Genomic DNA, 26,290 nt, shown 5'->3' on the forward strand with positions numbered 1-26,290 from the left:
TGGAGCTAGATAAGGATAATCATGAAAAAAACACTCTCAGCAAGCGCCATTTTACTGGCTTTAGGATTAACGGCCTGTTCCGAGGCGCCTGTGACGCCTTCCGCAGCGTCAGCCGATAAGGCTGTGGTTCAAACACAGCAAGCTCAGGACGCATTAACTCAAGCGCAGTTACAACAACTCGGGGATTCGTTAGTCGTAACTTACCGTGTTGTGACGAATGTGCCAGACGATAAGTGCCTAAAAGATAAAGCCGATGGCCGCTGTTTTGTCGCTCAAATTGATTTCGTGCCCGGTATGGATTTAGCCAGCCAAGATTGGGAAATTTATTTAAGCCAAATGCGCCCAGTGCAATCGGTTGAAAGCGGTGAATTGACGATAACGCACGTTAAAGGCGATTTACATCGTATTACGCCAACGGCCGCTTTTAAGGGATTTGTTAAAGGCGAGAAAAAGCAACTGACATTCCGTGGTGAGCCGTGGCAATTGGCTGAAACTGACGCTATGCCAAACTATTACCTCGCAGCAAAAGGATTAGAACCCGTCATTATCGCCAGCACTCAAGTGGGTAAAGATGCCGAAACGGGTTTAGAGACGCGTCCGTATGTTGAAGGGTTTACGAATTTTAAAACCCAATATCAACGCACTGAAACGGATAAACTCGCGCCAGCCGATGCCGCGCAATTATTTAAAGCTAATCAAAGCGTGAGTGAAGATGCTGCCTTTGCTGTGGATACCATCATCCCAACGCCACAAAAGGTGAAGATCTATTCAACCGATACACCAGTATCCCTTGCTGGTGGTATTAAGCTCGAATATCAGCAAGATAACCCAGAGCAAAAGAGTCAAGTTGCGGCGGCGGTGGTACGTTTAGCTCGCCTGGGTGTGGCTGAATCTGCGAGTGGCATTACGGTGAAATTTGCCAGCCAAAAAGGGGATGAGGGCAGTTATCGCTTAGATATTCAGCCAACTGAAATTGTGATCGCTGCCAATGATGCGGCGGGCTTCTCTTACGGTTTGTCATCATTAGCAAGCCTTGTGGATGTGAATTCGCTGAAAATGAATGCCATGACCATCGAAGACAGCCCACGCTATCCGTTCCGTGGCATGCACATTGATGTGGCTCGTAATTTCCACAGCAAACAATTGTTGCTGGATTTGCTCGACCAAATGGCGGCTTATAAGCTCAATAAACTGCATTTACACATGGCTGATGATGAAGGTTGGCGACTCGAAATCGACGGGCTACCTGAGCTGACCGACATCGGTAGTAAACGTTGTCATGATCTTGCTGAAAATACCTGTCTGTTACCGCAACTGGGCAGTGGTCCTTTTGCGGAGTCGAGCGTTAATGGTTTCTATACTAAACAAGACTATATCGACATAGTGAAATATGCCGAGGCGCGTCAAATTCAAGTGATCCCATCGATGGATATGCCGGGTCACAGCCGCGCCGCGATTAAAGCGATGGATGCGCGTTTTCGTCGATTACAGGCTGAAGACGTAGAGCTTAAAAACACGGGCAAAGTGCAGGTTGTCCCTGTGCAGGAAACGGCAAATCAAGCTAACACAGCGGTAAAAGCGTTAGATGCGGGCGCTCGTCAATTGCAAGCTGAAGGGAAAACCACTGCAGCTGAGCAATATTTGTTATCCGATGCAAACGACAAAACGGTTTATTCTTCAGTGCAATATTACGACGACAATACGCTTAACGTGTGTATGGAGTCGACTTATCATTTTGTCGATAAAGTGATTGATGAAATTGCCAAGTTACATCAAGCCGCTGGCCAGCCATTAACCCGTTATCACATTGGTGCCGATGAAACCGCAGGCGCGTGGAAACAATCTCCGCAGTGTTTAGGATTTGTTGCCAATAACGATAAAGGCGTTAAGTCGATAGATGACTTAGGTGCTTATTTTATTGAACGAATTTCGACTATGTTAGCGGCCAAAGGCATTGAAGCTGCGGGGTGGAGCGATGGCATGAGCCATGTTCGCCCTGAGAATATGCCCGCTAAAGTGCAGTCTAATATTTGGGACGTGATTGCCCATAAAGGTCATGAGCGCGCCAATCAGCAGGCGAATCTTGGTTGGGAAACCGTGCTCTCTAATCCTGAGGTGCTGTACTTTGATTTCCCCTATGAGGCCGACCCTAAGGAGCATGGTTATTACTGGGCGAGTCGTGCGACCAACAGCCATAAAGTCTTTAGCTTTATGCCTGATAACTTAGCCGCCAATGCCGAGCAATGGACTGATATTGAAAATCAGCCGTTCGAAGCGGACGACAGAATAAAACTTGATGAAGCGGGTAACAAAGTCTCGAGCCCGAGGGAGAAAGGCAAACCTTTTACTGGCTTGCAAGGGCAAATTTGGAGTGAGTCGATTCGCAGTGACGATACAATTGAATATATGGTGTTCCCGCGTTTGTTGATGTTGGCCGAGCGTGCTTGGCATCAAGCGGCATGGGAAGTACCTTATCAATATCAAGGTGCTGTATATAATCAAAGCTCGGGTGCTTTTACTTTAGCCATGCGTGATGCACAGGCAAAGGAGTGGCAACAACTTGCGAATACCTTGGGCCACAAAGAGTTTATCAAGCTAGATAAAGCGGGGATTGATTATCGCGTACCGACGGTCGGCGCCGAGATCCGTGACGGTAAACTGTTTGCTAATATTGCCTATCCCGGGCTCAAACTTGAATACCGAAGTCTAAATGGCCAATGGCAAGTTTATCAAGCGGGATTGGCGGTCACTGCACCGATTGAGATCCGCGCCATTGCGGCCGATGGTATTCGTAAAGGCCGAAGTTTAATCGTTAACTAAATCGTTTTTATATCTGGCTGTATTTTAAAGATAAAATACAGCCTTTTTGTTTTTCTATGTCGGTGATTTTCGAAATTTTATTTTAGATGAAGAATTGCCTTAAAAAGTAAATGACAACGCTGTCATTTTTGCTGTAACATTGAGTTAACTAAAGTTGAGCGCTGTATTAACGGCAAATAATAAGCAACGGTAGCGCTGCATTGATAGGTGAAGAGGGGTGTCATGGGGTTAGTCCAGACAAAAGATCAACCACTGTTTATAGGTGTAGATGGAGGCGGTAGTAAATGCCGAGCCACCATCTACTGCGCAGACGGTACCGTTTTAGGGACAGGTGTTGCAGGACGTGCAAATCCACTGCATGGTCTCACACAAACATTTGAATCCATTGAAGCATCGACTCGCCTAGCGTTGCTGGATGCGGGCATGAACGAGAGCGATAGTCACTTGCTGGTGGCGGGTCTTGGTCTTGCTGGCGTAAATGTCCCTAGGTTATATCAAGATGTTATCAACTGGCAGCATCCTTTTGCGGCCATGTATGTCACCACAGATCTGCATACGGCTTGTATTGGTGCCCACCGCGGTGCCGATGGCGCGGTGATCATCACGGGTACTGGCTCTTGCGGTTATGCCCATGTTGGTGATACCAGCTTGAGTATTGGCGGTTATGGTTTTGCATTAGGTGATAAGGGCAGCGGTGCTTGGCTGGGATTAAAAGCCGCCGAACACGTGTTGTTAGCACTCGATGGCTTTGCCGTACCAACCCGATTAACCGATATGCTGCTGAGCTACTTTAACGTCACCGATGCGCTCGGCATTGTCGAAAATCTAGCCGGTAAATCATCAAGTTGCTACGCCGCATTAGCCAGACGCGTACTCGATTGCGCCAATGAAGGTGACGCGGTAGCGGCTGCTATCGTACAAGAAGGTGCTGATTATATTAGCGAAATGGCACGTAAGTTATTTAGCTTAAATCCGGTGCGTTTTTCTATGATCGGTGGTCTTGCTGAGCCTTTACAAGCTTGGCTCGGTGCCGATGTGGTCGCTAAGATTTCAGAAACCTTAGCACCACCCGAACTCGGTGCTATGTATTTCGCCCAGCAAGAATTTAATAAGTCGTTGTCAGTGCACATAGGCACTGAAGCCAAATCCTGTATTTGAACGTGAAGGTAAAAGACATGACAAACACTATTATGGAACAAGAAGCACGCACTGCACCGCAAAAAATTGCGGGTCAATTAGAAGCTAACGCTGACATCATGCAGCAGTTAGGTGAGAAACTGCGCGCCTTCGCCCCTCGTTTTGTGATGATAGTAGGTCGCGGCTCATCGGATCATGCGGGAGTGTTCGCTAAATACTTATTTGAAATTGAAGCGGGTGTACCTACCTTCGCCGCCGCACCTTCAGTGGCGAGTGTGTATGGTAAAACCTTGAAACTCGAAGGCGCGTTAGTCATTGTGATTTCACAATCTGGCCGGAGCCCTGACATTTTGGCGCAGGCGCGTATGGCAAAAAATGCCGGTGCTTTCTGTGTTGCCTTAGTCAATGATGAAACCGCACCGATTAAAGATATCGTCGATGTTGTTGTACCTTTACGTGCCGGTGAAGAAAAAGCGGTTGCCGCGACTAAGAGTTATCTCGCAACTTTGTCAGCGATTTTACAACTTGCCGCCGCCTGGACTCAAAGCGAGTCGCTTGCTAGTGCCGTAGCGTCTTTACCCCAAGCGCTGCAAACGGCGGTGGACGCTGAGCCGCAGCTCACGCCAGAATCCGTTGCCGACGTGAAGAACTTAGTCGTACTCGGCCGTGGTTTAGGCTATGCGGTATCTAAGGAAATCGCACTTAAGTTAAAAGAAGTGTGTTCAATCCATGCTGAAGCATTCAGTAGCGCCGAGTTCCTCCACGGTCCTGTGACCTTAGTTGAGAAAAAACTCACTATCGTCGATGTGTGTATTGGCGATGAATCTTACGCTAGCCATATTGAACAAATTGAAAACGTGAGCCAACGCGGCGCCGATTTAGTGCATCTGAATCAAACCTCGACTGACATTCACCCACGTGTGGCGCCGTTAGCGTTATTACAACGTTTCTATATCGATGTGGCTGCGGTTGCGATTGCCCGCGGTATCGATCCCGATCAACCTGCTGGCCTTAAAAAAGTGACCCAAACGCTCTAAGTTGCTTAGCTTTAAGCGGCAAAGTGTAAGAGGTCTAGGTAGGCTGCACGATTAAACATCTGCAGCTAAGTCAGCGCAGTTAACTTAATTAAAGACTTAAGTCACTCGTGTTATTTATTGAAAGAGGGTTGCGATGAAAATCACCTTGATCGCCGAGCGTATTTTTGATGGTGAGTATTTCCATCAAGATGTGCCTGTGACTGTCGAAAACGGGCACATTCTGGCGTTTGATACGGTTGTTGGCGCGAAGGAAATCCGCCAAGCTGGCATGCTGGTGCCTGGTTTTATCGATGTGCAAGTGAACGGTGGCGGCGGGGCGTTATTCAATGCCGATCCGAGTGTTAATTGCATTGAGACTATCGGCCGTGCCCATGCGCGTTTTGGCACGACAGGTTTTTTACCTACGCTTATCACCGATGATGTCAGCGTGATGGCCAATGCGGCCGATGCCGTGGCCGAGGCTTTAGTCAAAGGTTGTGCTGGCGTTTTAGGGGTGCATTTTGAAGGGCCACATTTATCTGTGCCTAAAAAAGGTGTGCATCCACAGGGTTTTATTCGCGAAATCACAGAGGCTGAACTCGCGGTATTTTGTCGTCAAGATCTGGGGCTTAAAGTGGTCACGCTTGCACCTGAAAATGTGTCGCCAGAGGTGATCCGTACGCTCGTTGCCTCGGGCGTGAAGGTGTGTTTGGGTCATTCTAATGCTGACTACGATACAGTTATTGCGGCATTAGCGGCAGGCGCGACGGGTTTTACCCATCTTTATAATGCTATGTCACCACTGGGTTCCCGCGAGCCGGGCATGGTGGGCGCGGCGATTGAGAGTGAAACCGCTTGGTGTGGGTTGATTGTCGATGGTCACCATGTGCATCCCGCGGCGGCAAAGGTCGCACTAAGGGCAAAGCCGAGGGGAAAAATGATGTTAGTCACAGATGCTATGCCGCCTGTCGGTATGGACGGTGAGACTAGCTTCGAGCTCTTCGGTACGCAAGTGCTGAGAGTCGGCGACAGATTAAATGCCGTGACCGGTGAGCTGGCGGGCTGTGTGCTCGATATGGCGACTGCGGTCAATAATACCGTCAACTTGTTAGGTTTACCTTTGGCGGAAGCCTTGAGAATGGCGGCGTTATATCCCGCACAGTTCCTCGGGATTGAGCATAAGGCTGGCCGTTTAGCACTGGGATACAGGGCTGACTTTGTCTTGCTCGATGTGCAGAACAAAGTGCAGGCAAACTACATTGCGGGACAAGCCGTTTATGCACACCCTTAATTTGCATTTACATTTGCAGTTTAGGTGATTTTTAACATCTGGCCCTTGTCGTATTTTGATGACAGGGGCTAAGTTTTTTTATTGTACAGCACTAATTTTAAACAGTATTAGTTTTGTACAGTATTAGTTTTGCTCAACTTTTATAAAAGCTTTTAATAACAATAATAAAGGATGATGGCATGGGGACGACACAGACAAACGCAATTGCGCCAGTAAAGGTGAATAAACCTAGGTTGATGTCGCTGGATGCACTGCGCGGCTTCGATATGTTTTGGATTTTGGGCGGTGAGGCTTTGTTTGGTGGCTTGCTTATTCTAACGGGCTGGGCAGGTTGGCAATGGGGCGATGAACAAATGCACCATAGCCAATGGCATGGTTTTCACTTCTACGATTTGATTTTTCCGCTGTTTATTTTCCTCTCTGGTGTGGCCTTAGGTTTATCCCCTAAACGTTTAGATAAATTACCTATGAAGGAGCGATTACCTGTGTATCGTCATGGGATTAAACGACTCTTTTTATTGCTGTTACTAGGCATTTTATACAATCACGGTTGGGGAACTGGCGCGCCTGCCGATCCTGAAAAAATTCGTTATGCTAGTGTGTTAGGTCGAATCGCCTTTGCATGGTTTTTTGCCGCATTATTGGTGTGGCACACGAGTCTACGAACCCAAATTATCGTCGCCTTGGGCATTTTGCTTGGTTATGGCGCAATGCAACTTTGGTTGCCTTTTCCCGGTGGACAGGCAAGCGTGCTCTCGCCAACGGAATCCATCAATGCCTATGTCGATTCGATTTTATTACCCGGCGTGAGCTATCAGGGACGCACGCCCGATCCAGAGGGTTTACTGTCGACTATTCCCGCCATCGTCAATGCGTTAGCGGGTGTGTTTGTCGGCCACTTTATTGTTAAATCCCATCCTAAAGGTGAGTGGGCCAAAGTGGGATTGCTCGCCGCTGCGGGTTGCGTTTGTTTAGCCTTTGGTTGGCTGTTGGATCTTGTCATTCCGGTCAATAAAGAGCTGTGGACCAGTTCATTTGTCCTAGTGACGTCGGGTTGGAGCATGATACTGCTGGCGGTATTCTATGCCTTAGTCGATGTGCTTAAGTGGCAAAAAGCCGCATTTTTCTTCGTGGTGATAGGCACCAACGCCATTATTATTTACTTAGCGTCGAGCTTAGTGGATTGGAAATATATCGCTCAAAGCGTGTTTGGCGGCTTAGTGCTGGCCTTGCCTGAAAGCGCTCAAGCGTTAGCTGCGGTTATCAGCTTGCTCGCGGTGCAGTGGCTGGTTTTATATTGGATGTATCGCCGCAATATTTTTGTCAGAATTTAGTCAGTTGGCTTAATAGCTTGAGATCAGCCGCACGCACTCAGTGTCTGCGGCTTTTTTTACATTATTTTATGGATGTGAGTTACAACTTAGCTATCGGCCAATTGATGATTACGAGGGAATATTCGCGAGAATTTATTAAATGACAGCGTTGTCTTTTTGTGTTATTTGTTTTAACATCACTGAAACAATGGTGCGTTTGGATGATAACATTAGCCATTGCGGACGAGTCGCGATACGGATATTCGGGAACTTAGGCATTAATTTAAACCCCGTTATCACCTAAATAATTAATTACTATAAGAAGCAGGTTTATGGAAATGACACTCGATAAAAGCCAGCAGAAAAGCAGCTTTCTCCCCATGGCCATAGTGGCCGCTCTCTTTTTCATCCTCGGATTCGCCACTTGGTTGAATGGTTCTTTGATGCCTTATTTGAAACAAATATTGCAACTCAATCCCTTTCAAGCGTCGTTGATCCTGTTTTCTTTCTACATTGCAGTGACCTTTACTGCCTTGCCATCCGCTTGGCTTATTCGCAAAGTTGGCTACAAGAATGGTATGGCGATAGGCATGGGCGTGATGATGTTGGCGGGCTTACTGTTTATCCCAGCTGCGGAAACACAAATATTTGCCTTATTCCTTTTCGCCCAATTAGTGATGGGCGCAGGCCAAACCCTATTACAAACTGCGGTTAACCCTTATGTGGTGCGTTTGGGGCCTGAAGAATCTGCGGCCGCGCGTGTCAGTGTGATGGGTATTTTGAATAAAGGTGCGGGTGTGATTGCGCCTTTGGTGTTTTCGGCGTTGATTTTAGACAGCTTTAAAGACCGTATTGGTACTGAGTTAACTCAAGTGCAAATTGAAGAAATGGCTGACGGTTTAGTATTTCCCTATTTAGGCATGGCAATTTTTATCGGTATCTTAGCGCTCGCGGTAAAAAAATCACCTTTGCCAGAGTTGTTGAATGAAGATGAAACTGCTGAAAATACGGATAAAGGGCAACTTAAAGCGGCATTATCTCACCCTAACTTAGCCTTTGGCGTGTTAGCGCTGTTTGTTTATGTTGCTGTAGAGGTTATTGCTGGCGATACCATTGGCACATTTGCTTTGTCTTTAGGCATAGAGTCATACGGTGTTATGACTTCCTATACTATGGTGTGTATGGTATTGGGTTATTCTTTAGGTATCCTGTTAATTCCTCGTTTTATTTCACAGCCTAAGGCTTTGATGGTGTCGGCTATTCTGGGTTTGTTACTGACGTGCGGTATTTTGTTTGGCGACAATAATTCCTACGCTATTGCTAATGTTTTGTTAGTGCCTTTTGGCGGTGTGGCGCTGCCCGATACTTTGTTGATGATTGCTTTTCTTGGTTTAGCTAATGCGATTGTTTGGCCTGCAGTGTGGCCGCTAGCTTTGTCTGGTATGGGGAAACTGACCAGTACAGGTTCAGCATTACTCATCATGGGGATTGCAGGTGGCGCCTTTGGTCCAGTGTCTTGGGGCTTAATGAGTTCGGCGACAGATATGGGCATGCAGGGCGGTTATATTGTGATGTTGCCATGCTACTTGTTCATTCTGTTCTACGCGGTGAAAGGCCATAAAATGCGTAGTTGGTAGTCAAATCTGTTTGAACAGCTAAAAAGAAGCCCTCGATGATGAGGGCTTTTTTGTGTCTTAGTTGGACCAAGCTAAGGCGAAATTAGAACGCGTAGCTTACGCTCGCAAGCACGGTATCTGAGTTTTTAAATGCACCGTCAGAGACCTTTTGGTCACCGCTGAGATCTGTGCCTAACCAAGCGAGAGAAAGCCCAAAGCCTGCCAATTCGGTCGATACGCCAACAGAGTAATCTGAGTAGCTATCAAAACCTTCACCGTCATCTAATGCATCACCAACGTTATAGCCGTAGTGCAGATCGAGACTCCAGTTTTCAACAAATTCGTAGGAGTAGTTTAGCTCTCCATAGTGATAGTCTAAATCAGTACCACCGTAATCATTGGTAAACCAATAGGCTACGCGAAAGCCCTTAAATTCCATACCCGTAATCACTTCGAAATAACCTATATCACTCTCGCCTGAGTAGTTATAACGGTTAAGGGTGATGTCGTAGGTCAGATCTTCGTTGATCTCACCACCATAGGCGACATAGAAATCGTATTCGATCGCTGGGCCGTTATAACCTGGCTCATCAAAATCCACGTTACTTGCCCAAGCGCCGACAGAGAAACCTGAGTCGAAGCTCCAATCAATACCACCTTGCAGGGCAGGATCGCCAGCGGTTTGTGATACGCCGCGAAAACGATAGTCGTTAGTAAGACTAATTTCCCCAGTCACTTCGGCGGCGGCAATGCCGGAGAATAGGGTCGTGGTTAGCGCGAGTCCGACAAGCTGTACCAGCCGTTTTTTTTTCAGATTGTTATGCACGGTATTTCTCCCATTTTCTTTGTTGACTCGGACGTGTTACTGGCGACCATGGTTATTCAATCGCGCCAGTGCATCCGTTGGTTTGCCAAACAACAGCCTAGGAAAACCCGTTGCTGTGACCTCATGGCGAGTTATTGCTAAGATAACTTAGCTTTTTTGAGGCTAACATCAGCCTCGTTGATCTCACTTTTGTTCGAAAATGACGTAAACCTTGCGGCAGGGCTCTACGACTTCCCAAGTGCCTTGAAAACCCGCGGGTATGATAAACCTGTCACCCACAGTGAAAGTCTGCGATTGACCTTGAAGATCGGTGATAACACTTATTCCTTCGAGGATTTCGCAGTACTCGTATTCAGTGTAGTTTATTTTCCAAGCGCCTGATTCACTTTGCCAAATTCCACTGTGAAATTGATCACAAGGGCTAGAATAATGATTCTCTAACCCTTGAGTTGGATTGCCTGCTAACAACTTTTCCGTCGGTAACTGATAGGTCTCGACGGCTGTTTGCGCCGTAGCAAAACGAATAATGGCGTTGATGCTCACAGTCATTTGCGATTTCCTTGTTGAGCTGACATTCGGCTATTTCATCGTAGGCATCACAAACTCGGCTTGAGTCTGTTTACCCACGGGCCAGCGGGCAGTAATTGCCTTACGCTTGGTATAAAAACGCACGCCATCGGGACCATGCATATGCAGCGGCCCAAACAGTGAGCGCTTCCAACCGCCAAAACTGTGGAACGCCATTGGTACCGGGATCGGCACGTTCACTCCAACCATACCGACTTGCACGTGGTGGCAGAAATGCCTTGCCGCTTCACCACTTTGGGTGAAGATCGCCGTGCCATTACCAAATTCGTGTCGGTTAATCAGCTCAAGCGCCGTTGGGTAATCTTTCACGCGCACAATCGCCAGCACTGGGCCAAAGATTTCTTCGCGGTAGATGCTCATTTCAGGCGTGACGTGGTCGAACAAACAGGCGCCGAGGAAATAACCCTGTGGATTTTCTTCAACACTCAGTTTACGGCCATCGACCAGCAGCACTGCACCTTCTTGCACACCGGCTTCAACATATTGGGTGACCTTGGAAAGGTGTTGTTTTGAGATCAGCGGACCCATTTCCATCTCCGGCGTTAGGCCGTTGCCGACTTTTAAGGTTTGGATTTGCGGTAGCAGTTTTTCCACTAACGCGTCGCCCACATCGCCTACCGCGAGTACGACTGAAATTGCCATACAACGCTCACCAGCACTGCCGTAAGCGGCACCCATTAAGGCGCTAACGGCTTGATCTAAATCTGCATCTGGCATGATTAACATATGGTTTTTCGCGCCGCCTAAGGCTTGCACGCGTTTGCCATGTTTAGAGGCTGTGCTGTAGATGTATTCGGCAATCGGCGTTGAGCCTACAAAGCTCACCGCTTGCACATCTTTATGGGTGAGTAAGGTATCGACGGCTTCTTTGTCGCCGTTAATCACGTTAAACACGCCATCGGGAAGACCCGCTTCTTTAAGCAATTCGGCAATACGCATCACCGAGCTTGGGTCTTTTTCCGAGGGTTTCATAATAAAGGTGTTACCGCAGGCAATCGCGATTGGGAACATCCACATGGGAACCATCACGGGGAAGTTAAAGGGCGCAATGCCTGCGACAACACCTAAAGCTTGATTAACTGACCAAGAATCGACGCCGCCACCCACTTGCTGTGTGTGTTCACCTTTAAGCAAGTGCGGAATACCACAGGCAAATTCGACCACTTCGAGACCTCGGATCAACTCGCCCTTAGCATCGTCGATCACTTTGCCGTGCTCACGGGTGATAAGTTGCGCCATTTCATCTAGGTGCTGCTCAACTAAGGCTTTGAATTTAAACAGCACTCGAGCACGGTTGAGCGGCGTGACTTGCGACCAGGTTTCAAAGGCGGTTTTAGCGATCGCGATGGCTTCGCCGACTTCGGTTTCGCTTGCCAGTGAGACTTGGCCACGTAGCTCACCCGTAGCGGGTTCAAAAATATCTTGGGTTCTTATACTGGCAGGGGTGTGCTGACCATTAACAAAATGAGTGATCTTGAGCATAGTTAACCTTTGAAGTTCCCCGCCGCAGCGGGGTGTTAAATGTGAGAGTGGAACGAACCGCTGGTGCTATTATCCAACGGCGTTAATGGCATCGCTTAGGCTATTAACCATTTGGTCAATCTCGCGTTTATCGACAATCAGTGGCGGTGACATGGCAATGATGTCGCCCGTGGCTCGCACTAAAGTGCCGTGGCAGAAGCAGTGTTCAAACACGCCGTAACCCCGTTTACCCGCGCCTTGAGCGTTAGGGGAGAATTGAATCCCCGCCACTAAGCCTGTGTTGCGGATATCAATCACATTCGGCAACCCTTTGAGGCTGTGCACTGCGTCTTCAAAGTAGCGCTCAAGCTCAAAACTACGTTCGAATAATTGCTCATTCTCATAAATCGATAGTGTGGCAAGTGCGGCGGCGGCTGCGACTGGATGACCTGAATAGGTGTAACCGTGGAAAAACTCAATCAGTTCTGTGGGGCCTTGCATGCAAGTGTCGTGGATAAAATCTTGCACAAACACTGCGCCCATAGGGATGGCGCCGTTATTGATGGCTTTAGCAGTGGTGATCATGTCTGGAATAACGCCCCAACGTTGACTCGCAAAAGCGGCGCCAACGCGGCCAAAAGCGGTAATGACTTCGTCAAAAATCAGTAGGATGCCGTGCTTTTTAGTGATTTCACGCAGACGTTTTAAGTAACCTTGTGGCGGCAATATCACCCCTGCTGAGCCTGACATTGGTTCAACGATCACGGCGGCAATATTCTCGGCGCCATGCAGGGTCACTAGTTGTTCTAATACTTCGGCTTTTTCAGCGCCAAAGTGCGAGAGTCCACGGGTAAATGCCGCATTTTGGATATCTAAGGTGTGCGGTAAGTGATCGACGCCTTGCAATAATTGGCCACTAAATGCTTTGCGGTTATTGCTTAATCCACCGACAGATATACCGCCAAAACCTACACCGTGGTAACCCATTTCTCGGCCGATAAAGCGGGTGCGTGAGGCTTGACCGTTGGCTCTGTGATAGCAAAGTGCCATCTTAAGTGCAGTATCGACGGACTCAGAACCTGAGTTAGTAAAGAAGACCTTGTTCAATCCCTCAGGACTGAGCTCGACTAAGCGCTCGGCAAGTTCAAAGGCAATCGGATGACCCATTTGGAAGGAGGGCGCGTAGTCCATCTCTTTAATTTGTTTGCTGACCGCTTCGCTGATTTCTTTGCGACCATGGCCTGCGTTACAACACCATAAACCGGCGGTAGCATCTAATACCTTATTGCCATCAATATCCGTGTAATACATGCCTTCCGCTTTGGTGAGTAACCGCGGGTTGGTTTTGAATTGGCGGTTGGCGGTAAAAGGCATCCAGAAATGTTCAAGTGAGGGATGCTCAGTTGAAGATTGATGTGAAGCATCACTTGAGGAATTGAGCGGCAAATCGGCCATAGTGTCTACCTTGTCCTGTATTTTCAGGTCTTGTTTTAGGGTGGCTAATATTTGCTATGCTATGTTAGAAATAATGAACATGGAAGAGCTGTGTGCAGTTATTTGTGGCAAAAAAGCTATTTTTGTAAAAAATATTGAATTTTATTGCTCAAACAGCGTAATCTGAAGCTCGGATTACGACTGTGATGATGTGTAGCATTTGCGCTAATGTCGTCACTGAACACAATTTCTTGTCGATGAACGATAAACCACACCTATGCGAACTATTAAGAGGTCATCATGAGCACACCGAAGAAACGCAGCGAATGGGAAAGTCTGGCTGCCAGCCTGTCTATTAATGGGAAGGCGTTTATCAATGGCGAATACCAAGATGCCGTTTCGGGTAACACCTTTGATTGTATTAGCCCTATCGATGGCCGCTTGCTGGTAAAAGTGGCGAGTTGCGATCTTGCGGATGCCAATCTTGCGGTTGCCAATGGCCGCAGCGTATTCGATTCCGGTGTTTGGTCGCAGCAGTCTCCAGTAAAGCGCAAACAAGTGATGATACGTTTCGCAGAATTACTGGAAGAAAATGCCAATGAACTCGCATTGTTAGAAACCCTCGACATGGGTAAACCTATTCGTTTCTCTAAAGCGGTGGATGTGGCGGGCGCCGCCCGTGCGATTCGCTGGTCTGGCGAAGCGATTGATAAAATTTACGATGAACTCGCACCAACCGCTCACAATGAAATTGGCATGATCACCCGTGAACCTGTTGGTGTTGTCGCTGCAATTGTGCCGTGGAACTTCCCTATGCTGATGGCGTGTTGGAAGCTCGGGCCTGCACTTGCCACGGGTAACAGTGTGGTATTAAAACCCTCTGAAAAGTCACCCTTAACGGCTATCCGTATGGCGCAACTGGCTATCGAAGCTGGGATCCCACAAGGCGTATTAAACGTGTTGCCAGGATTTGGCCATACCGTAGGTAAAGCCTTAGCCCTGCATATGGATGTGGATACGTTGGTGTTTACAGGTTCCACCAAAATCGCAAAACAATTAATGATTTACGCTGGCGAGTCGAACATGAAACGCGTGTGGTTAGAGGCGGGAGGCAAGAGCCCCAATATCGTCTTTAATGATGCGCCAGATCTGAAAGCCGCTGCCGTTGCCGCGGCCGAAGCCATTGCTTTTAACCAAGGTGAAGTCTGCACTGCAGGTTCACGTTTGCTGGTGGAATCAGGGGTGAAAGATGAGCTTATCGCGCTTATTGCAGAGGAGCTAGCCTCGTGGCATCCGGGTCATCCACTCGACCCTGCGACTGTGAGCGGCGCCGTTGTTGATAAACAACAGTTAGACACAGTACTCAGTTACATCAAATCAGGTAAAGATGAAGGCGCGACCTTAGTCCACGGTGGCAGCCAAGTTATGGCCGATACGGGCGGTGTGTATGTGCAGCCAACGGTATTTTCTAACGTAAACAACCAAATGAAAATTGCCAGTGAAGAGATATTCGGCCCTGTGTTATCTGTCATTGAATTTAATGGCATGGAAGAAGCGATATCAATCGCCAACGATACTATTTACGGTTTAGCCGCTGGCGTGTGGACATCGGATATTAGCAAGGCCCATAAAACCGCTAAAGCCCTGCGCGCTGGCATGGTGTGGATCAACCATTACGATGGCGGCGACATGACAGCGCCATTCGGTGGCTATAAACAGTCAGGTAATGGCCGAGATAAATCTCTGCACTCCTTCGACAAATACACAGAACTGAAAGCGACTTGGATCGTGTTATAAGCGTTCTGTTTTTATAGCCGCTCTTTTTTGTCTATATAAGAGAAGGAGCCACTTTCGCTCAATACTAAAACCTCTTTTCATATTACATGGAAAGAGGTTTTTTATTTTTAGGGCGTCTTTACCCCAAGCAAGCTCATTGAATCGTCAGTTGTGCTGCATTAATTGCCATTGTTTCCCCTGTGATTCGCCGTCTTTAGATTTAAAAAGAAGAATCCCTCTAGGCTCGACGGCAACATCTACAGCACACGGAAGTGTATATGCCGTGTTCGCAGGGATGTGAAAAAGCGGCCATGTCGCTAACGGTCACTGTTACAACAATGCCAATCCTAACCAACCCTCTCGCTGCCGTTCTGCGAAAAAGCTATTGCCCCAAAGCAAGATAACTTTGTTGTCAGTTTGCAGCATGAATTGTCATTGTTTCCCCTGTGACTCGCCATAAACTCGTCCCTGAGGGCTCGACGACGGCATCCATGCCGCCAACGGTCACAGTTGCAACAATGCCAATCTTAACTAACACTTCTGCTGTTCGTTTAGCTAAAAAAATATTGCCCCTAAGTGCGCCACGGCTCGAAGATCAGCCCTTTGTTATCTGATAATTTGAGATACTTAAAGTAATGGGTACCCAAAAGAAAGACCTGACCATGAGGGATTGCAAAAATCGTTACAGTGAATCAGACTTACCTAGTCTGATTCACGCGCCAATGCCCGTCTGTTTGCGTTGGCTTCGGGTTAACGCACTTTTGCACTAAATTCAAAATATGTGATTCTTAGTCAATTTACGTGCGTATTATTCCAATGCAGTAAAGATAAAACTATAAAATTTAATAGCTTAAATTTTAGGTAGGTTAGATAATCGGTTTGAAAACGCGCATGTGAACTTTACAATGGTTCTGGTTATACGATATTCAAAATGAGGAGTTCTAATCTTATGGCGAAGCTAGGGGATGATCTTGAAAAAATAGTGGAGCTAATAGAAAGATCTATTTCTCCATCTTCAGTTATTAGTCAGAATGTTATGTTACCAGTGTTGAATTCACAAACGGGAAGAACTAGGCAATGTGACGTTGTCATTGAGAGTGGTCCCGAATTTCGTCGTAACGTGACAATAGTTGAGGTTCAGGATCGAAAGTCGCAAGTTAATATTGCCACTTTCAACGATTGGTTACAGAAGCTAGATGACGTTGGTGCTAATGGCTTAATCTGCATTTCGCGAAATGAATTTCCTGAAAGTGTAAAAGAGGTTGCAAGATTTGAAGGTAATAGGGTTCTTCTCGTTAATCTAAAGGAGGAAACTCCAGAGTCGCTTCCACTAAATTTTTTATCATTTTATGTATCGTATGAAAACGTCTGTATTACTGGCATTGATGTTTTGAGTTGTTGTGTTGAGAAAGGAAGTATTGATTTAAAGTTAGTAGATCGCCAACTAATACACTCAAATGAGAAAATATGGTCTAGAGACAAAATTTATAACATGTCTTTTGTTGAACTTATTTCTCCTTTAATAAAGGAGTTGCATGAAGGTTCAAAAGGTGTAGTAAAAGACGTAGCTACTTTTACGTTTGAAAACGACAGGCGTTTAGTTCTTTACTGTTACATAAATGGCGAATATGTCCGAGTTGGGTTAAATGTTACTGCTCGATATACTTACGATAATCATCTTCTTTCAATGGCTGTATCCAGTTACGAACAAATCGAGCACGGTACATTGGCTTGGGTTTTTGAAATAGACCATGAAACAAGCAACGGCAAAATTAAAACCAAAGTTCCCGTAATTAAGCATGGTAACAATGCATATAAAATGTTGGGAATCATCAACTCAAGTGATTTCAACTCTCAAGTGACGATAAGTGAGTTAGGGGAAAAACCTGTTATATAACAAAATCTTTAAGATTGACTACCAATGCGTGACACTCTCAGTTTAAATAGACATTTGTTGTTTCGGTTGTTATTTTGGGTTCAGTGGTTTTGCTTTGTCAGCCCCTAAACCCAGTGTTAGCACGTAAGAGTTCATCATCTAGCATTCATCACATAAGGAAAGTTAATGGCACTTATAATGGAACCCCCAATAAATATCGAAGACCTGATCAAAAATGCTAATTGTAAACACAGCTGGGAAACTCGATTTTTAGCTTTAGAAGAACTAAGAAAGTATGATTGTCAGCAATCCAGAGATGTTATAACTAGACTGGCGTTGCACGATAAAGTTTTCAAAGTTAAAGAGGAGGCTGTTCGAGCTGCTCAAGCACTTGGAATTACTAAAAAAGGAAAGCCTATTAGCCTAGGCAAAAAAGATATAGGGTTTAAAGCTAAAGATTTCACTAAATCATTTCTCAGAGTTAAGCGGGAGAAAGAAGTTGAAGTGTTTAATCTTGAAATATTCAAAGCCGGATTTAAAGAACTAAATCCTGAAATGTATGATGTCATGAGCTTTGATAAAGGCAGTAAATTTGATTCATGGATTGAGAGTGTATTCACAGGTTTACCTAAAAAATAAGCGTACTAACCTTTTACACTTAAATAATGACTAGTAGAATCACTCTACACCAGACTGATTCACGCCAACCGCTAAAACCCGCTCTAGCGCCCCATTTGCGGCTATTCTGGGGCGGTTTGTTCCCTTAAGATGAATCAAATCTCTAGAGAACTGATTCATGTCCCTGTTATGCCTATTCCGACTGGTTATATCGTTCATTGATTAGTTTGTAGCCAAACGAAGCATTACTAATAGAATAGCTAATCCGAATCTGGCTCATAAGAGTGAATTATCTAACAAGGTTTTGTTCCAAAGCGTGCTGCGTAAAGCTTTTAAATCTATAGGTTACGCTAATGCAAAAAAGGTGAGCCATGGTGATTGGCGAGACGACCGTCCGCCCCATGGATGGGGCGGTCGAGCATCCAGGGAGGGACTTGCTGCGTGTCGGTGAGTGAACATCATGGCTTGCCCATTAGTAGGGGCCAGCATTTAAGTTACCAAACAAGTTATTTAGTCGTACTAGGCCTCTATTTTTAACGCTATTCTGTCTGTTTTTAAGTCAGTATGTCCGCAACCTTTTGACTTCAAACAGAGAGCATTCACCTGTAAGTACGTGATTTTAGCGTGCAACTGCTGTAGCCTCGTGGAAATTTATTGTTTCTTATTTTGATCTTTTAGGATGCAAGCTTCGAGCTTTGCCATCTAAGGTTGTTCGTTATTTTCCCCGTGACTTTTGCTGAGTCTATTGCTCGTTAGCAAAGCGTTCACTCATTAGAGAGGGTGTCATGTGAATGCACTTCAAATGAATGCACTTCAAAACCCAATTAGGCAGTTCAATTTCGTCAAACTATCTGTACTGGCATTGTTAAGTTTTTTGGCTGGCTGTTCTTCAATGCAGACGGGTGAAAATGGTAACTGGGTGGGATTCACTGAATCGGGTCAAGCTTCCTTTTATGGGGATAAACATCAAAATAAGCAGACGGCCAGCGGTGAGTTTTACAAACATAAGTTAAAGACGGCGGCGCATAAAAAGTTACCCTTTGGTTCGAGCGTTAAGGTCACCAATGTTGATAATGGCAAAAGTGTGATTGTAAAAATCAATGATAGAGGGCCTTTCGTGCGTGGCCGCATTATTGATCTGTCTAAATCGGCGTTCAGTAGCATAGGCAACACTTCCTCTGGTTTGATTGACGTGAAAATAGAAGTGATTAAGTAGCGGCTATTTTGAAAGCAGCTGTCTAGAAAAGGACTGTTGCGAAAAAGGCTATCTCGAACACGGTCATATCGAAAAGATCGTTTTGAAAGCAGCATCATTAAAAATGAGCAGTTTAAAGCACTCTCTTCAAAATATGGCTTCGCCGCAATTTAATGATTGAGTGCATGAAATCGAGTCGACGCTTTTAAATAAAATCCCACAGCAGACAATTTGTTAAGCCGATATTTGGGCTTTACGGCATTTGGTGAGAGACTAGCGGCAGACTTGGATAACAGTAAAAGGACCCGCTATGGAATACCCACTTGTTAGTACGCAGTGGCTCGAAGCACATCTCACCGATCCCCATTTAGTCTTGCTCGATGCCAGTATGGAAACCGTTATTGGGAAAGAACCTCTGGTTTACGATGAGCCTATTTGTATTCCGCGCTCACGTCGATTCGACTTGGAAAATGTGTTTTGCGATAAAACTTCAACTCAAATCCATGCCTTGCCGACGTTTGAGCAATTCAGCCAAGGGATAGCGCAACTTGGGATTGAGGCCGACAGTGTTATCGTTATCTATGATAATCAAGGTATTTATTCAGCTCCACGGGCGTGGTGGACCTTTAAAGTCATGGGTTTTAATCGAGTCTATGTGCTCGATGGTGGCTTGCCTCAGTGGATTGAAGAAGACCGCATTACCTCATCGCGTTATCAAGCCGAAGGCGTAGATTACGGCCCGACGGATGTCGATACTTTAGTTGATGTGCTGCAATACCACCCCGAGCGCGTGATGGATGCCGAGGCCGTGTTATCACGTATCGAAGATGCCGAAACCGCGATTGTCGATGCCCGTGGTGCGCCACGCTTTTTAGGCCAAGTGAGTGAGCCGCGCCCCGGTGTGCGCTCAGGACATATTCCACGCTCGGTGAACTTACCCTTCGCTCAAGTGCTTGATGGCAATAAAATCAAAACGGCCAGTGAGTTACAGGCGATTTATCAAGGGTTAGCAGCGGATAAGCCCGCACGGATATTTAGCTGTGGCTCTGGGATTACGGCGTGCATTTTGATTTTGGCTTCGGTTGCGGTAGGGCATACACATCCCATCCTCTATGATGGCTCGTGGGCGGATTGGGGCAGTCGTACCGATCTGCCAATTGAGTGCTAATTGTGCCGTGCATTGATTGAGTCAGTACAGTTTTGAGCATTATGTCATTGCGGTGTCGTAACCGCTGCGTTGTTTGGCTAGATCACCAAGGAGGATCCCTTGATTGGCAGATTGATTGATAAGTTGGTTTTTGGGTTGATTCTGGTGATTGCCTTGCAGTTGCCGCAACTGGCTGATCATTATCAGCAATTTCTCGCTGGACTTTATGCATCGACCCAATGGCAGGTAGAAGGCTACGAGGCAACGGCTAAGGAATATCATTATGCCGATGCTGAGGCCATGATTGCCCGTCACCAGCAAAATGAGGAGCCTAGCGTGCGTGCCGACGCCGAGCAAAAGGTACAGACAATCGAGCTTTATAAAGAGTTAACACAAGGCTTGGCGATGTTTAACACGGGCAATTTGTTTGAGAAAACTGCCTACATGTTTAATCCCGTTCGCTTTGATTATCTTGAGAAAACCGTCAGTAACTTTAAGCCAGGAATACCTTTAACCACCAGTGGGATTGGCTTTGGGGTTGTGGTGGCGTTAGTCGTGCATTATCTCGGTTCTATCCCTTTTATCCTGTGGGGAAGGCGTAGAAAGCGGCAGAGATTAGCGAGAGCAAATTAGCTTTTAAAAGTCGTTATGGTTCTCAGACCGAGGTTATCTCTTAGGCGAGGCTTAGCGTTGTTGCAGCCCTAATTGTAAAGAATGACTTGCAGTTGAATGACTCGTATCTAAATAGCGAGTGGTTAAATGGCTCGCGCATATGACAATGATGCCCATCTGATTGTTTATCCGATGGGCATCATGCGTTATGGCTTCAAACCAGTCCTTAAAACAAGTCTTTAAATCTGTGATACAGCATGCCAGCCGCGAGCATAGGTGAGCGGAATGTCGGGCCGCCGGGGAAAGTCATGTGTTTGATTTTTGCGAACACATCGAAATGTCCCGCTTGTTGGCAAATGGCCTCGGCCAGTAGTTTTGCCGCCATGTGAGTGGCATTCACGCCATGTCCTGCATAGGCTTGGGCGTAGAAAATATTATTGGCATCGGGCAGGCGACCAATTTGTGGCATACGGTTAGCCCCAATGCCTATCATGCCGCCCCATTCATAATCGATACGTACCCCTTTTAATTGCGGGAAAACCTTCTCAAGATTCGGTCTCAGTGCCGCTTCAATGTCTTTCGGATCTTTACCCGAATAGGTACAAAGGCCGCCAAACAGCAAACGACGATCTGCCGATAAGTGAAAGTAATCTAGGGCAATTCGCATATCTGCGAAGGCCATGTTTTGCGGGATAATACTCGCGCATTGGGCCTCAGTTAAGGGCTCTGTTGCCAATAAATAACTGCCTGCAGGTAATACTTTCCCCCCTACAAAGCTATTAAGTTTGTGGCCGATATAGGCATTGCCCGCCAGCACTAAGTATTGGCATGTGACTTCGCCCTTAGCGGTAATGACCTTAGGTTTGGCGCCTTGAATGATTTTTTCAGCAGCGCTGTACTCAAACAACCTAGCGCCGAGATTGCGGGCGACGCGAGCTTCACCGAGGGCAAGATTCAGCGGGTGTAAATGGCCGCTACCCATATCAACTAGCGCGCCTTGATAAAAGTCTGAGCCTATGACTTCACCTAATTGCGCCTTAGTTAACAGCTTGATTTCTTGCTGATAACCCATGGCCTTGAGTGCGCAAAATTCTTCTTCAAGCTCATCCATGTGACGAGGTTTTACCGCTAAGTCGCAATAACCCATTTGCAGATCACAGTCGATACTGTGTTCTCGTATGCGATTTCGCACTATCTCGACGGCTTCAAAGCCCATCTGTTGAATTGCTTGAACACCTTCAGTGCCTATTTCACTTTGAAATTGTGCAGGGTCATGGCCTATGCCGCGAATGAGTTCGCCGCCATTACGCCCCGATGCGCCCCAGCCAATTCGCCTCGCTTCTAACAGCACAACACTCATACCGCGCTGTGCGAGTTCTATGGCGGTATTGATACCGCTAAAGCCGCCGCCCACTATGCAGACATCGGCACTGATATTGCCTTCGAGTTGTGGGTGCGCGTAAATTTCTTTAGCAGTATCAACATAATAAGAGTGTGGATACTGTTCGCTGTGCACTGGAGGTTTGTTTGCCATTATGGCTCCCAAAAATTGTTTTTATTGTAAATTGGACTTGTCTCAGTATACTCATCACACTTTTAACATGACGCAAAAAAGTGTTCGTTTTATTTAACACGCTTTTTATGTAGAATACAATGAAAGCAGTAAAACACGCGCTTTTTGGGCGAAAATGCGTTCTGGATGGTGTTTATCCTGAACAACCTGTTCGTCATCTATCGGGATTGACCCGAGCCTTTAGGGGGATGTGAAATTTGGATATTGGAGCCAGCCTCAAAACTGTTCGAAAAATGAAAGGCTTATCTCAACGAGAATTAGCCAAACGTGCTGGTGTGACTAACAGTACGATTTCAATGATCGAGAAAAACAGTGTTAGCCCGTCAGTCAGCTCTTTAAAAAAAGTGCTGTCGGGTATCCCGATGTCTTTAGTGGACTTTTTCTCCATTGAAGCCTCAACGGATAGTGAGCAAAAGGTCGTCTATCGATCCAATGAATTACTGAATATCGGTACTGGGCCACTTGAATTTAAACTGATTGGCCGTGATTACCCGAACCGTGCAATGTCAGTGATGAATGAGATTTACCCACCCGGTTCAGATACGGGTGAAGAGATGCTAAAGCACGAAGGTGAAGAGGCCGCTATGGTGATAGAAGGTAAATTCGAACTCACTGTTGGGGATGAAGTGTATATTTTGGAAGCGGGTGACAGTTATTATTTTAACAGTGAATTACCCCATAGATTCCGCAATCCCTTCGATGAACCTTGTCGCCTTGTGAGTGCGACTACGCCTGCAAACTTCTAATTAAGTCATTAACTTACCCTATTATTCAACATATTAGGCCACTTATTAGCTAAAGGTGAGTGGCGTAATACTGTTATTCAACATTCCTGCGGATTTATACCAATCACATTAAATATCTAATCAGTTCAGAGCCTCACAGGCATTTCAATCCAAGGCGCATTGACGCAGAAATGGTCATTCCCTTTTAAGTCAATGCAACACGGGAGTGGCATGCCTGTGAGGCTCCCGAAGGGCGGCTGATGTTCACTACATGGCAACGCGCTTTATACTACGTTCAAGGCTTTCGACAGAGCGCCACTATGCCTTCAAGCCTTCGCCTTGTCTAAAGCGCGTTGAACTCCCGCTGAATGAACAGATATTTAATACGATTGGTATTACCTACTTTTTAACCCTGTCATATTGGTTATGTATCCTCTTCTTTGTGTAAATAATATTGGTTCAAATTTGCTTCGAATACGGTTTAATTTACTCGGTAACAAGTGAGTTTTATGCTGGTGTAACTGCCGGTTTATATACATGAATTAGCCTGAAATGGGGTAAATATATATTTAACTACATGTTATTTATGCTTATTAAGAATAAGTGGATTAAATAACCTTTAACAAGTGTTTAACCTCTTGCCTAGTGCTAAATTTCGGTGTACTGTGTGAAAAAATGAACATTTAAAGGCAAAGTGTTCGTTATGCTAGTAAAATCAATTCTAAAGGTGAGATATGTCAGCCGATTTACCCCTCATAGGTGTTATTGCATGCAATCAACAATTGGGATCACACCCCTTTAATATTGTTGGTGAAAAATACCTTTTAGGCGTAGTTAATGGCGCGAAAGGCTGGCCGTTAGTGATCCCATCTTTAGGTGGCGATTTACCGATAGACGCTATTTTAGATCGTCTTGACGGTATTTTGTTTACTGGCTCTCCTTCTAATGTAGAACCCCATCTTTATGCAGGCCAGCCGAGTGAGCTTGGTACACACCATGATCCTAAACGTGACGCGACAACTTTGCCGCTGATCCACGCTGCTATTGCTGCTGGGGTACCTGTATTAGGTATTTGTCGCGGTTTTCAAGAAATGAATGTGGCTTTTGGTGGCAGTTTGCATCAGAAGCTCCATGAGGTGGGTGGCTTTATTGAACATCGAGAAGATAAAACCACATCCTTAGATGTGCAGTATGGGGCTTCTCACAGTATTACTGTTGAGCCCGGGGGGCTTATTTACGAGGCCTGGGGCCGTAACTCTGCAGAGATTAACTCTGTACATACTCAAGGCGTGGAGCGCCTGGGTGTTGGGTTGCGGCCAGAAGCTTATGCTCCAGATGGGTTAGTGGAGGCTTTCTCCGTAATTGGTACTAAAGAATTTGCCCTCGGTGTGCAATGGCATCCAGAGTGGAAGGTGAGCGAGAATCCGTTTTACCTCTCCATTTTCAATGCCTTCGGTGATGCATGCCGACGTAGGGCTACAACTCGAGTGAAATAATAATGAATAAGCTAATCGCTTTTTTAAAAGAACGAAAAATCACAGAAGTCGAATGTGTTATCAGTGACATGACTGGCATCGCCCGCGGCAAGATTGCTCCAGTCGATAAGTTTCTCGATGAAAAAGGCATGCGTTTGCCCGAAAGCGTGCTGTTACAAACCGTGACCGGTGATTTTGTCGACGAAGAGATTTACTACAGTTTGCTCGATCCCGCCGACATCGATTTTGTTTGTGTACCCGATGAAAATGCCGTCTTTATGTTGCCTTGGACCATCGAAGCCACGGCACAGGTTATCCACGATTGCTACGACAGAATGGGTAATCCGATTGAGCTGTCACCACGTAACGTGTTGAAAAAAGTCTTGTCTCTCTATGACGAACAGGGCTGGGAACCTGTTATCGCTCCCGAAATGGAGTTCTATTTGACTCGTCGTAGTGACGACCACGATTTACCCTTAAAGCCTCCAATTGGTCGTTCAGGTCGCCCCGAAGCGGGTCGCCAGTCATTCTCTATTGATGCTGCCAACGAATACGATCCTATGTTTGAAGACATGTACGATTGGTGTGAGCTTCAAGGTTTAGATATCGATACTTTAATCCATGAAGATGGTCCCGCACAGATGGAGATTAACTTCAGCCATGGCAACGCATTATCTTTAGCTGATCAAGTGTTTATCTTCAAACGCACTTTACGGGAAGCCGCGCTGAAGCACGATGTGTGCGCCACTTTTATGGCAAAACCCGTGACGGATGAACCTGGCAGTGCGATGCATATTCATCAAAGCGTGATCAATAAAGAGACGGGCAAGAATATTTTCACCAATGAAGATGGGACTAAGAGCAAGCTATTCTTGGGATATATTGCAGGTCTACAAAAATTCATTCCTGAGTTGCTGCCACTGATGGCGCCAAATGCGAACTCGTTTCGTCGTTTCCTCCCGGGCACTTCGGCACCTGTAAACTTAGAATGGGGCGATGAAAACCGTACCTGTGGTTTACGCATTCCAGAATCTTCACCACAAAACCGTCGCATTGAGAACCGCATTCCCGGCGCCGATGCTAACTGTTATTTGGCGATTGCCGCGAGCTTGTTGTGTGGCTATATCGGCATGGTTGAGTCGCTAAAACCTTCGACTCCTGTGCAAGGTAAAGCCAATGAAAGTCGTAGCAATAATACCCATTGTTTACCGCTGACATTAGAGGAAGCATTAGCGGCGATGGAAGAAAGTGATGCCTGTAAGCAATATTTAGGCGAATCCTTCACCACTGGATTTGTGGCGGTAAAACAGGCTGAACTTGAAAACTTCCGCCGTGTTGTCAGCTCATGGGAACGTGAATTCCTATTACTCACTGTGTAATGTTTTGGATTGATTGCACTGACCGTGTTGCCGCGTTAACCCAAGGAATAAGGGGTTAACGTTGGCCATAACGATACTGATGCGTGCACTGTTTTAGTGAGGTTGCACTTAACTGGTGCAACTCGCTTGTTAAATAATATGATGGTTTTTAATGGCTTGTCCGTTAAAGTGATTATTCAATTCCATTGCTTGTCTGCAAGGGAAGTAAAATAGGCTTAACAATTTTAGGTTGTTCGCTTGCTAGCGTTACTAACTAATTGTTAGTCATATTTAAAATGTGTTTATCTAAGTGTTTTTTTGCGATTGCTTAGGGACTTGAGGCATTTGCCTTAATGTTGCAAAATGTACAAGCAGTGTCATATCTAGTCTATTTTTTTTGAGTGTTAATGCAATACCGATGCCTCGAAAATTT

Annotated in this window: 21 protein-coding genes; 15 read left to right on the forward strand and 6 right to left on the reverse strand. The window is 46.1% G+C overall.

Annotated features, from left to right (window positions below; genetic code table 11):
• Positions 1 to 21: 21 nt before the first annotated feature.
• The 6 genes from AAA952_RS17440 (at position 22) to nagP (ending at position 9,214) form a co-directional block, all read left to right on the forward strand.
• The gene (locus AAA952_RS17440) at positions 22 to 2,820 is read left to right on the forward strand and encodes a family 20 glycosylhydrolase (protein ID WP_338258703.1); all 2,799 of its coding nucleotides are present in this window, start codon (positions 22 to 24) and stop codon (positions 2,818 to 2,820) included.
• 222 nt (positions 2,821 to 3,042) lie between these two features.
• Positions 3,043 to 3,978 (forward strand): N-acetylglucosamine kinase, encoded by a 936-nt coding sequence (nagK, locus tag AAA952_RS17445; protein ID WP_338258704.1) that lies wholly within the window; start codon positions 3,043 to 3,045, stop codon positions 3,976 to 3,978.
• Between the two features lie 17 nt (positions 3,979 to 3,995).
• On the forward strand, positions 3,996 to 4,994 hold the full coding sequence (nagB-II, locus tag AAA952_RS17450; RefSeq protein WP_220592270.1) for a glucosamine-6-phosphate deaminase NagB-II: 999 nt from the start codon (positions 3,996 to 3,998) through the stop codon (positions 4,992 to 4,994).
• Between the two features lie 133 nt (positions 4,995 to 5,127).
• Positions 5,128 to 6,264, forward strand: a complete 1,137-nt coding sequence (gene nagA / locus AAA952_RS17455; RefSeq protein WP_338258705.1) for an N-acetylglucosamine-6-phosphate deacetylase — start codon at positions 5,128 to 5,130, stop codon at positions 6,262 to 6,264.
• A gap of 179 nt (positions 6,265 to 6,443) precedes the next feature.
• The gene (gene nagX, locus AAA952_RS17460) at positions 6,444 to 7,598 is read left to right on the forward strand and encodes a transmembrane glucosamine N-acetyltransferase NagX (protein ID WP_012196773.1); all 1,155 of its coding nucleotides are present in this window, start codon (positions 6,444 to 6,446) and stop codon (positions 7,596 to 7,598) included.
• 317 nt (positions 7,599 to 7,915) lie between these two features.
• Positions 7,916 to 9,214, forward strand: coding sequence for an N-acetylglucosamine MFS transporter NagP (gene nagP / locus AAA952_RS17465; RefSeq protein WP_338258717.1), 1,299 nt, complete (start codon positions 7,916 to 7,918; stop codon positions 9,212 to 9,214).
• Between the two features lie 82 nt (positions 9,215 to 9,296).
• Here the strand turns inward: nagP and AAA952_RS17470 are convergent, their stop codons facing one another.
• The 4 genes from AAA952_RS17470 to AAA952_RS17485 form a co-directional block, all read right to left on the reverse strand.
• Positions 9,297 to 10,019, reverse strand: coding sequence for a TorF family putative porin (locus tag AAA952_RS17470; RefSeq protein ID WP_338258706.1), 723 nt, complete (start codon positions 10,017 to 10,019; stop codon positions 9,297 to 9,299).
• Between the two features lie 183 nt (positions 10,020 to 10,202).
• Positions 10,203 to 10,568 carry a cupin domain-containing protein gene (locus AAA952_RS17475; RefSeq protein WP_220592273.1) on the reverse strand — a complete coding sequence of 122 codons (366 nt, stop codon included), beginning with the start codon at positions 10,566 to 10,568 and terminating at the stop codon, positions 10,203 to 10,205.
• A 30-nt stretch (positions 10,569 to 10,598) separates the two neighbouring features.
• Positions 10,599 to 12,089: a CoA-acylating methylmalonate-semialdehyde dehydrogenase gene (locus AAA952_RS17480; RefSeq protein ID WP_338258707.1), complete on the reverse strand. Its 1,491-nt coding sequence runs from the start codon at positions 12,087 to 12,089 to the stop codon at positions 10,599 to 10,601.
• Positions 12,090 to 12,158: 69 nt separating this feature from the next.
• Complete coding sequence (locus AAA952_RS17485; protein ID WP_338258708.1) at positions 12,159 to 13,523, reverse strand: aspartate aminotransferase family protein; 1,365 nt, start codon at positions 13,521 to 13,523, stop codon at positions 12,159 to 12,161.
• 279 nt (positions 13,524 to 13,802) lie between these two features.
• Here AAA952_RS17485 and AAA952_RS17490 point away from each other — a divergent pair, with 279 nt between their 5' ends.
• Positions 13,803 to 15,299: an aldehyde dehydrogenase gene (locus AAA952_RS17490; protein ID WP_338258709.1), complete on the forward strand. Its 1,497-nt coding sequence runs from the start codon at positions 13,803 to 13,805 to the stop codon at positions 15,297 to 15,299.
• Positions 15,300 to 15,690: 391 nt separating this feature from the next.
• On the opposite strand, the gene AAA952_RS17495 is transcribed toward AAA952_RS17490, so the two are convergent.
• The gene (locus AAA952_RS17495; protein ID WP_259512830.1) at positions 15,691 to 15,816 is read right to left on the reverse strand and encodes a hypothetical protein; all 126 of its coding nucleotides are present in this window, start codon (positions 15,814 to 15,816) and stop codon (positions 15,691 to 15,693) included.
• Positions 15,817 to 16,227: 411 nt separating this feature from the next.
• Here AAA952_RS17495 and AAA952_RS17500 point away from each other — a divergent pair, with 411 nt between their 5' ends.
• The 5 genes from AAA952_RS17500 (at position 16,228) to AAA952_RS17520 (ending at position 20,747) form a co-directional block, all read left to right on the forward strand.
• Complete coding sequence (locus tag AAA952_RS17500) at positions 16,228 to 17,175, forward strand: hypothetical protein (RefSeq protein ID WP_338258710.1); 948 nt, start codon at positions 16,228 to 16,230, stop codon at positions 17,173 to 17,175.
• Between the two features lie 165 nt (positions 17,176 to 17,340).
• Entirely contained in the window at positions 17,341 to 17,793 is a 453-nt protein-coding gene (locus AAA952_RS17505; protein ID WP_259521998.1) for a HEAT repeat domain-containing protein, read from the forward strand.
• Between the two features lie 781 nt (positions 17,794 to 18,574).
• Entirely contained in the window at positions 18,575 to 18,988 is a 414-nt protein-coding gene (locus tag AAA952_RS17510; protein WP_338258718.1) for a septal ring lytic transglycosylase RlpA family protein, read from the forward strand.
• 289 nt (positions 18,989 to 19,277) lie between these two features.
• Positions 19,278 to 20,135, forward strand: coding sequence for a sulfurtransferase (locus AAA952_RS17515; RefSeq protein ID WP_338258711.1), 858 nt, complete (start codon positions 19,278 to 19,280; stop codon positions 20,133 to 20,135).
• 99 nt (positions 20,136 to 20,234) lie between these two features.
• Positions 20,235 to 20,747 (forward strand): DUF2937 family protein, encoded by a 513-nt coding sequence (locus tag AAA952_RS17520; protein ID WP_311905064.1) that lies wholly within the window; start codon positions 20,235 to 20,237, stop codon positions 20,745 to 20,747.
• Between the two features lie 205 nt (positions 20,748 to 20,952).
• Here AAA952_RS17520 and AAA952_RS17525 read toward each other — a convergent pair whose 3' ends face one another.
• On the reverse strand, positions 20,953 to 22,260 hold the full coding sequence (locus AAA952_RS17525) for an NAD(P)/FAD-dependent oxidoreductase (RefSeq protein ID WP_338258712.1): 1,308 nt from the start codon (positions 22,258 to 22,260) through the stop codon (positions 20,953 to 20,955).
• A gap of 236 nt (positions 22,261 to 22,496) precedes the next feature.
• Between AAA952_RS17525 and AAA952_RS17530 the strand changes: the two genes are divergently transcribed.
• From AAA952_RS17530 to AAA952_RS17540, 3 genes are all read left to right on the forward strand, one after another.
• Positions 22,497 to 23,045, forward strand: coding sequence for a cupin domain-containing protein (locus tag AAA952_RS17530; RefSeq protein ID WP_028760885.1), 549 nt, complete (start codon positions 22,497 to 22,499; stop codon positions 23,043 to 23,045).
• Positions 23,046 to 23,758: 713 nt separating this feature from the next.
• On the forward strand, positions 23,759 to 24,520 hold the full coding sequence (locus AAA952_RS17535) for a gamma-glutamyl-gamma-aminobutyrate hydrolase family protein (RefSeq protein WP_219252965.1): 762 nt from the start codon (positions 23,759 to 23,761) through the stop codon (positions 24,518 to 24,520).
• Positions 24,521 to 24,522: 2 nt separating this feature from the next.
• Entirely contained in the window at positions 24,523 to 25,878 is a 1,356-nt protein-coding gene (locus AAA952_RS17540; RefSeq protein WP_105249908.1) for a glutamine synthetase family protein, read from the forward strand.
• Positions 25,879 to 26,290 lie beyond the last annotated feature (412 nt).

This window comes from Shewanella sp. M-Br (genome assembly GCF_036245925.1).
Classification (GTDB): Bacteria; Pseudomonadota; Gammaproteobacteria; order Enterobacterales; family Shewanellaceae; genus Shewanella; species Shewanella oncorhynchi.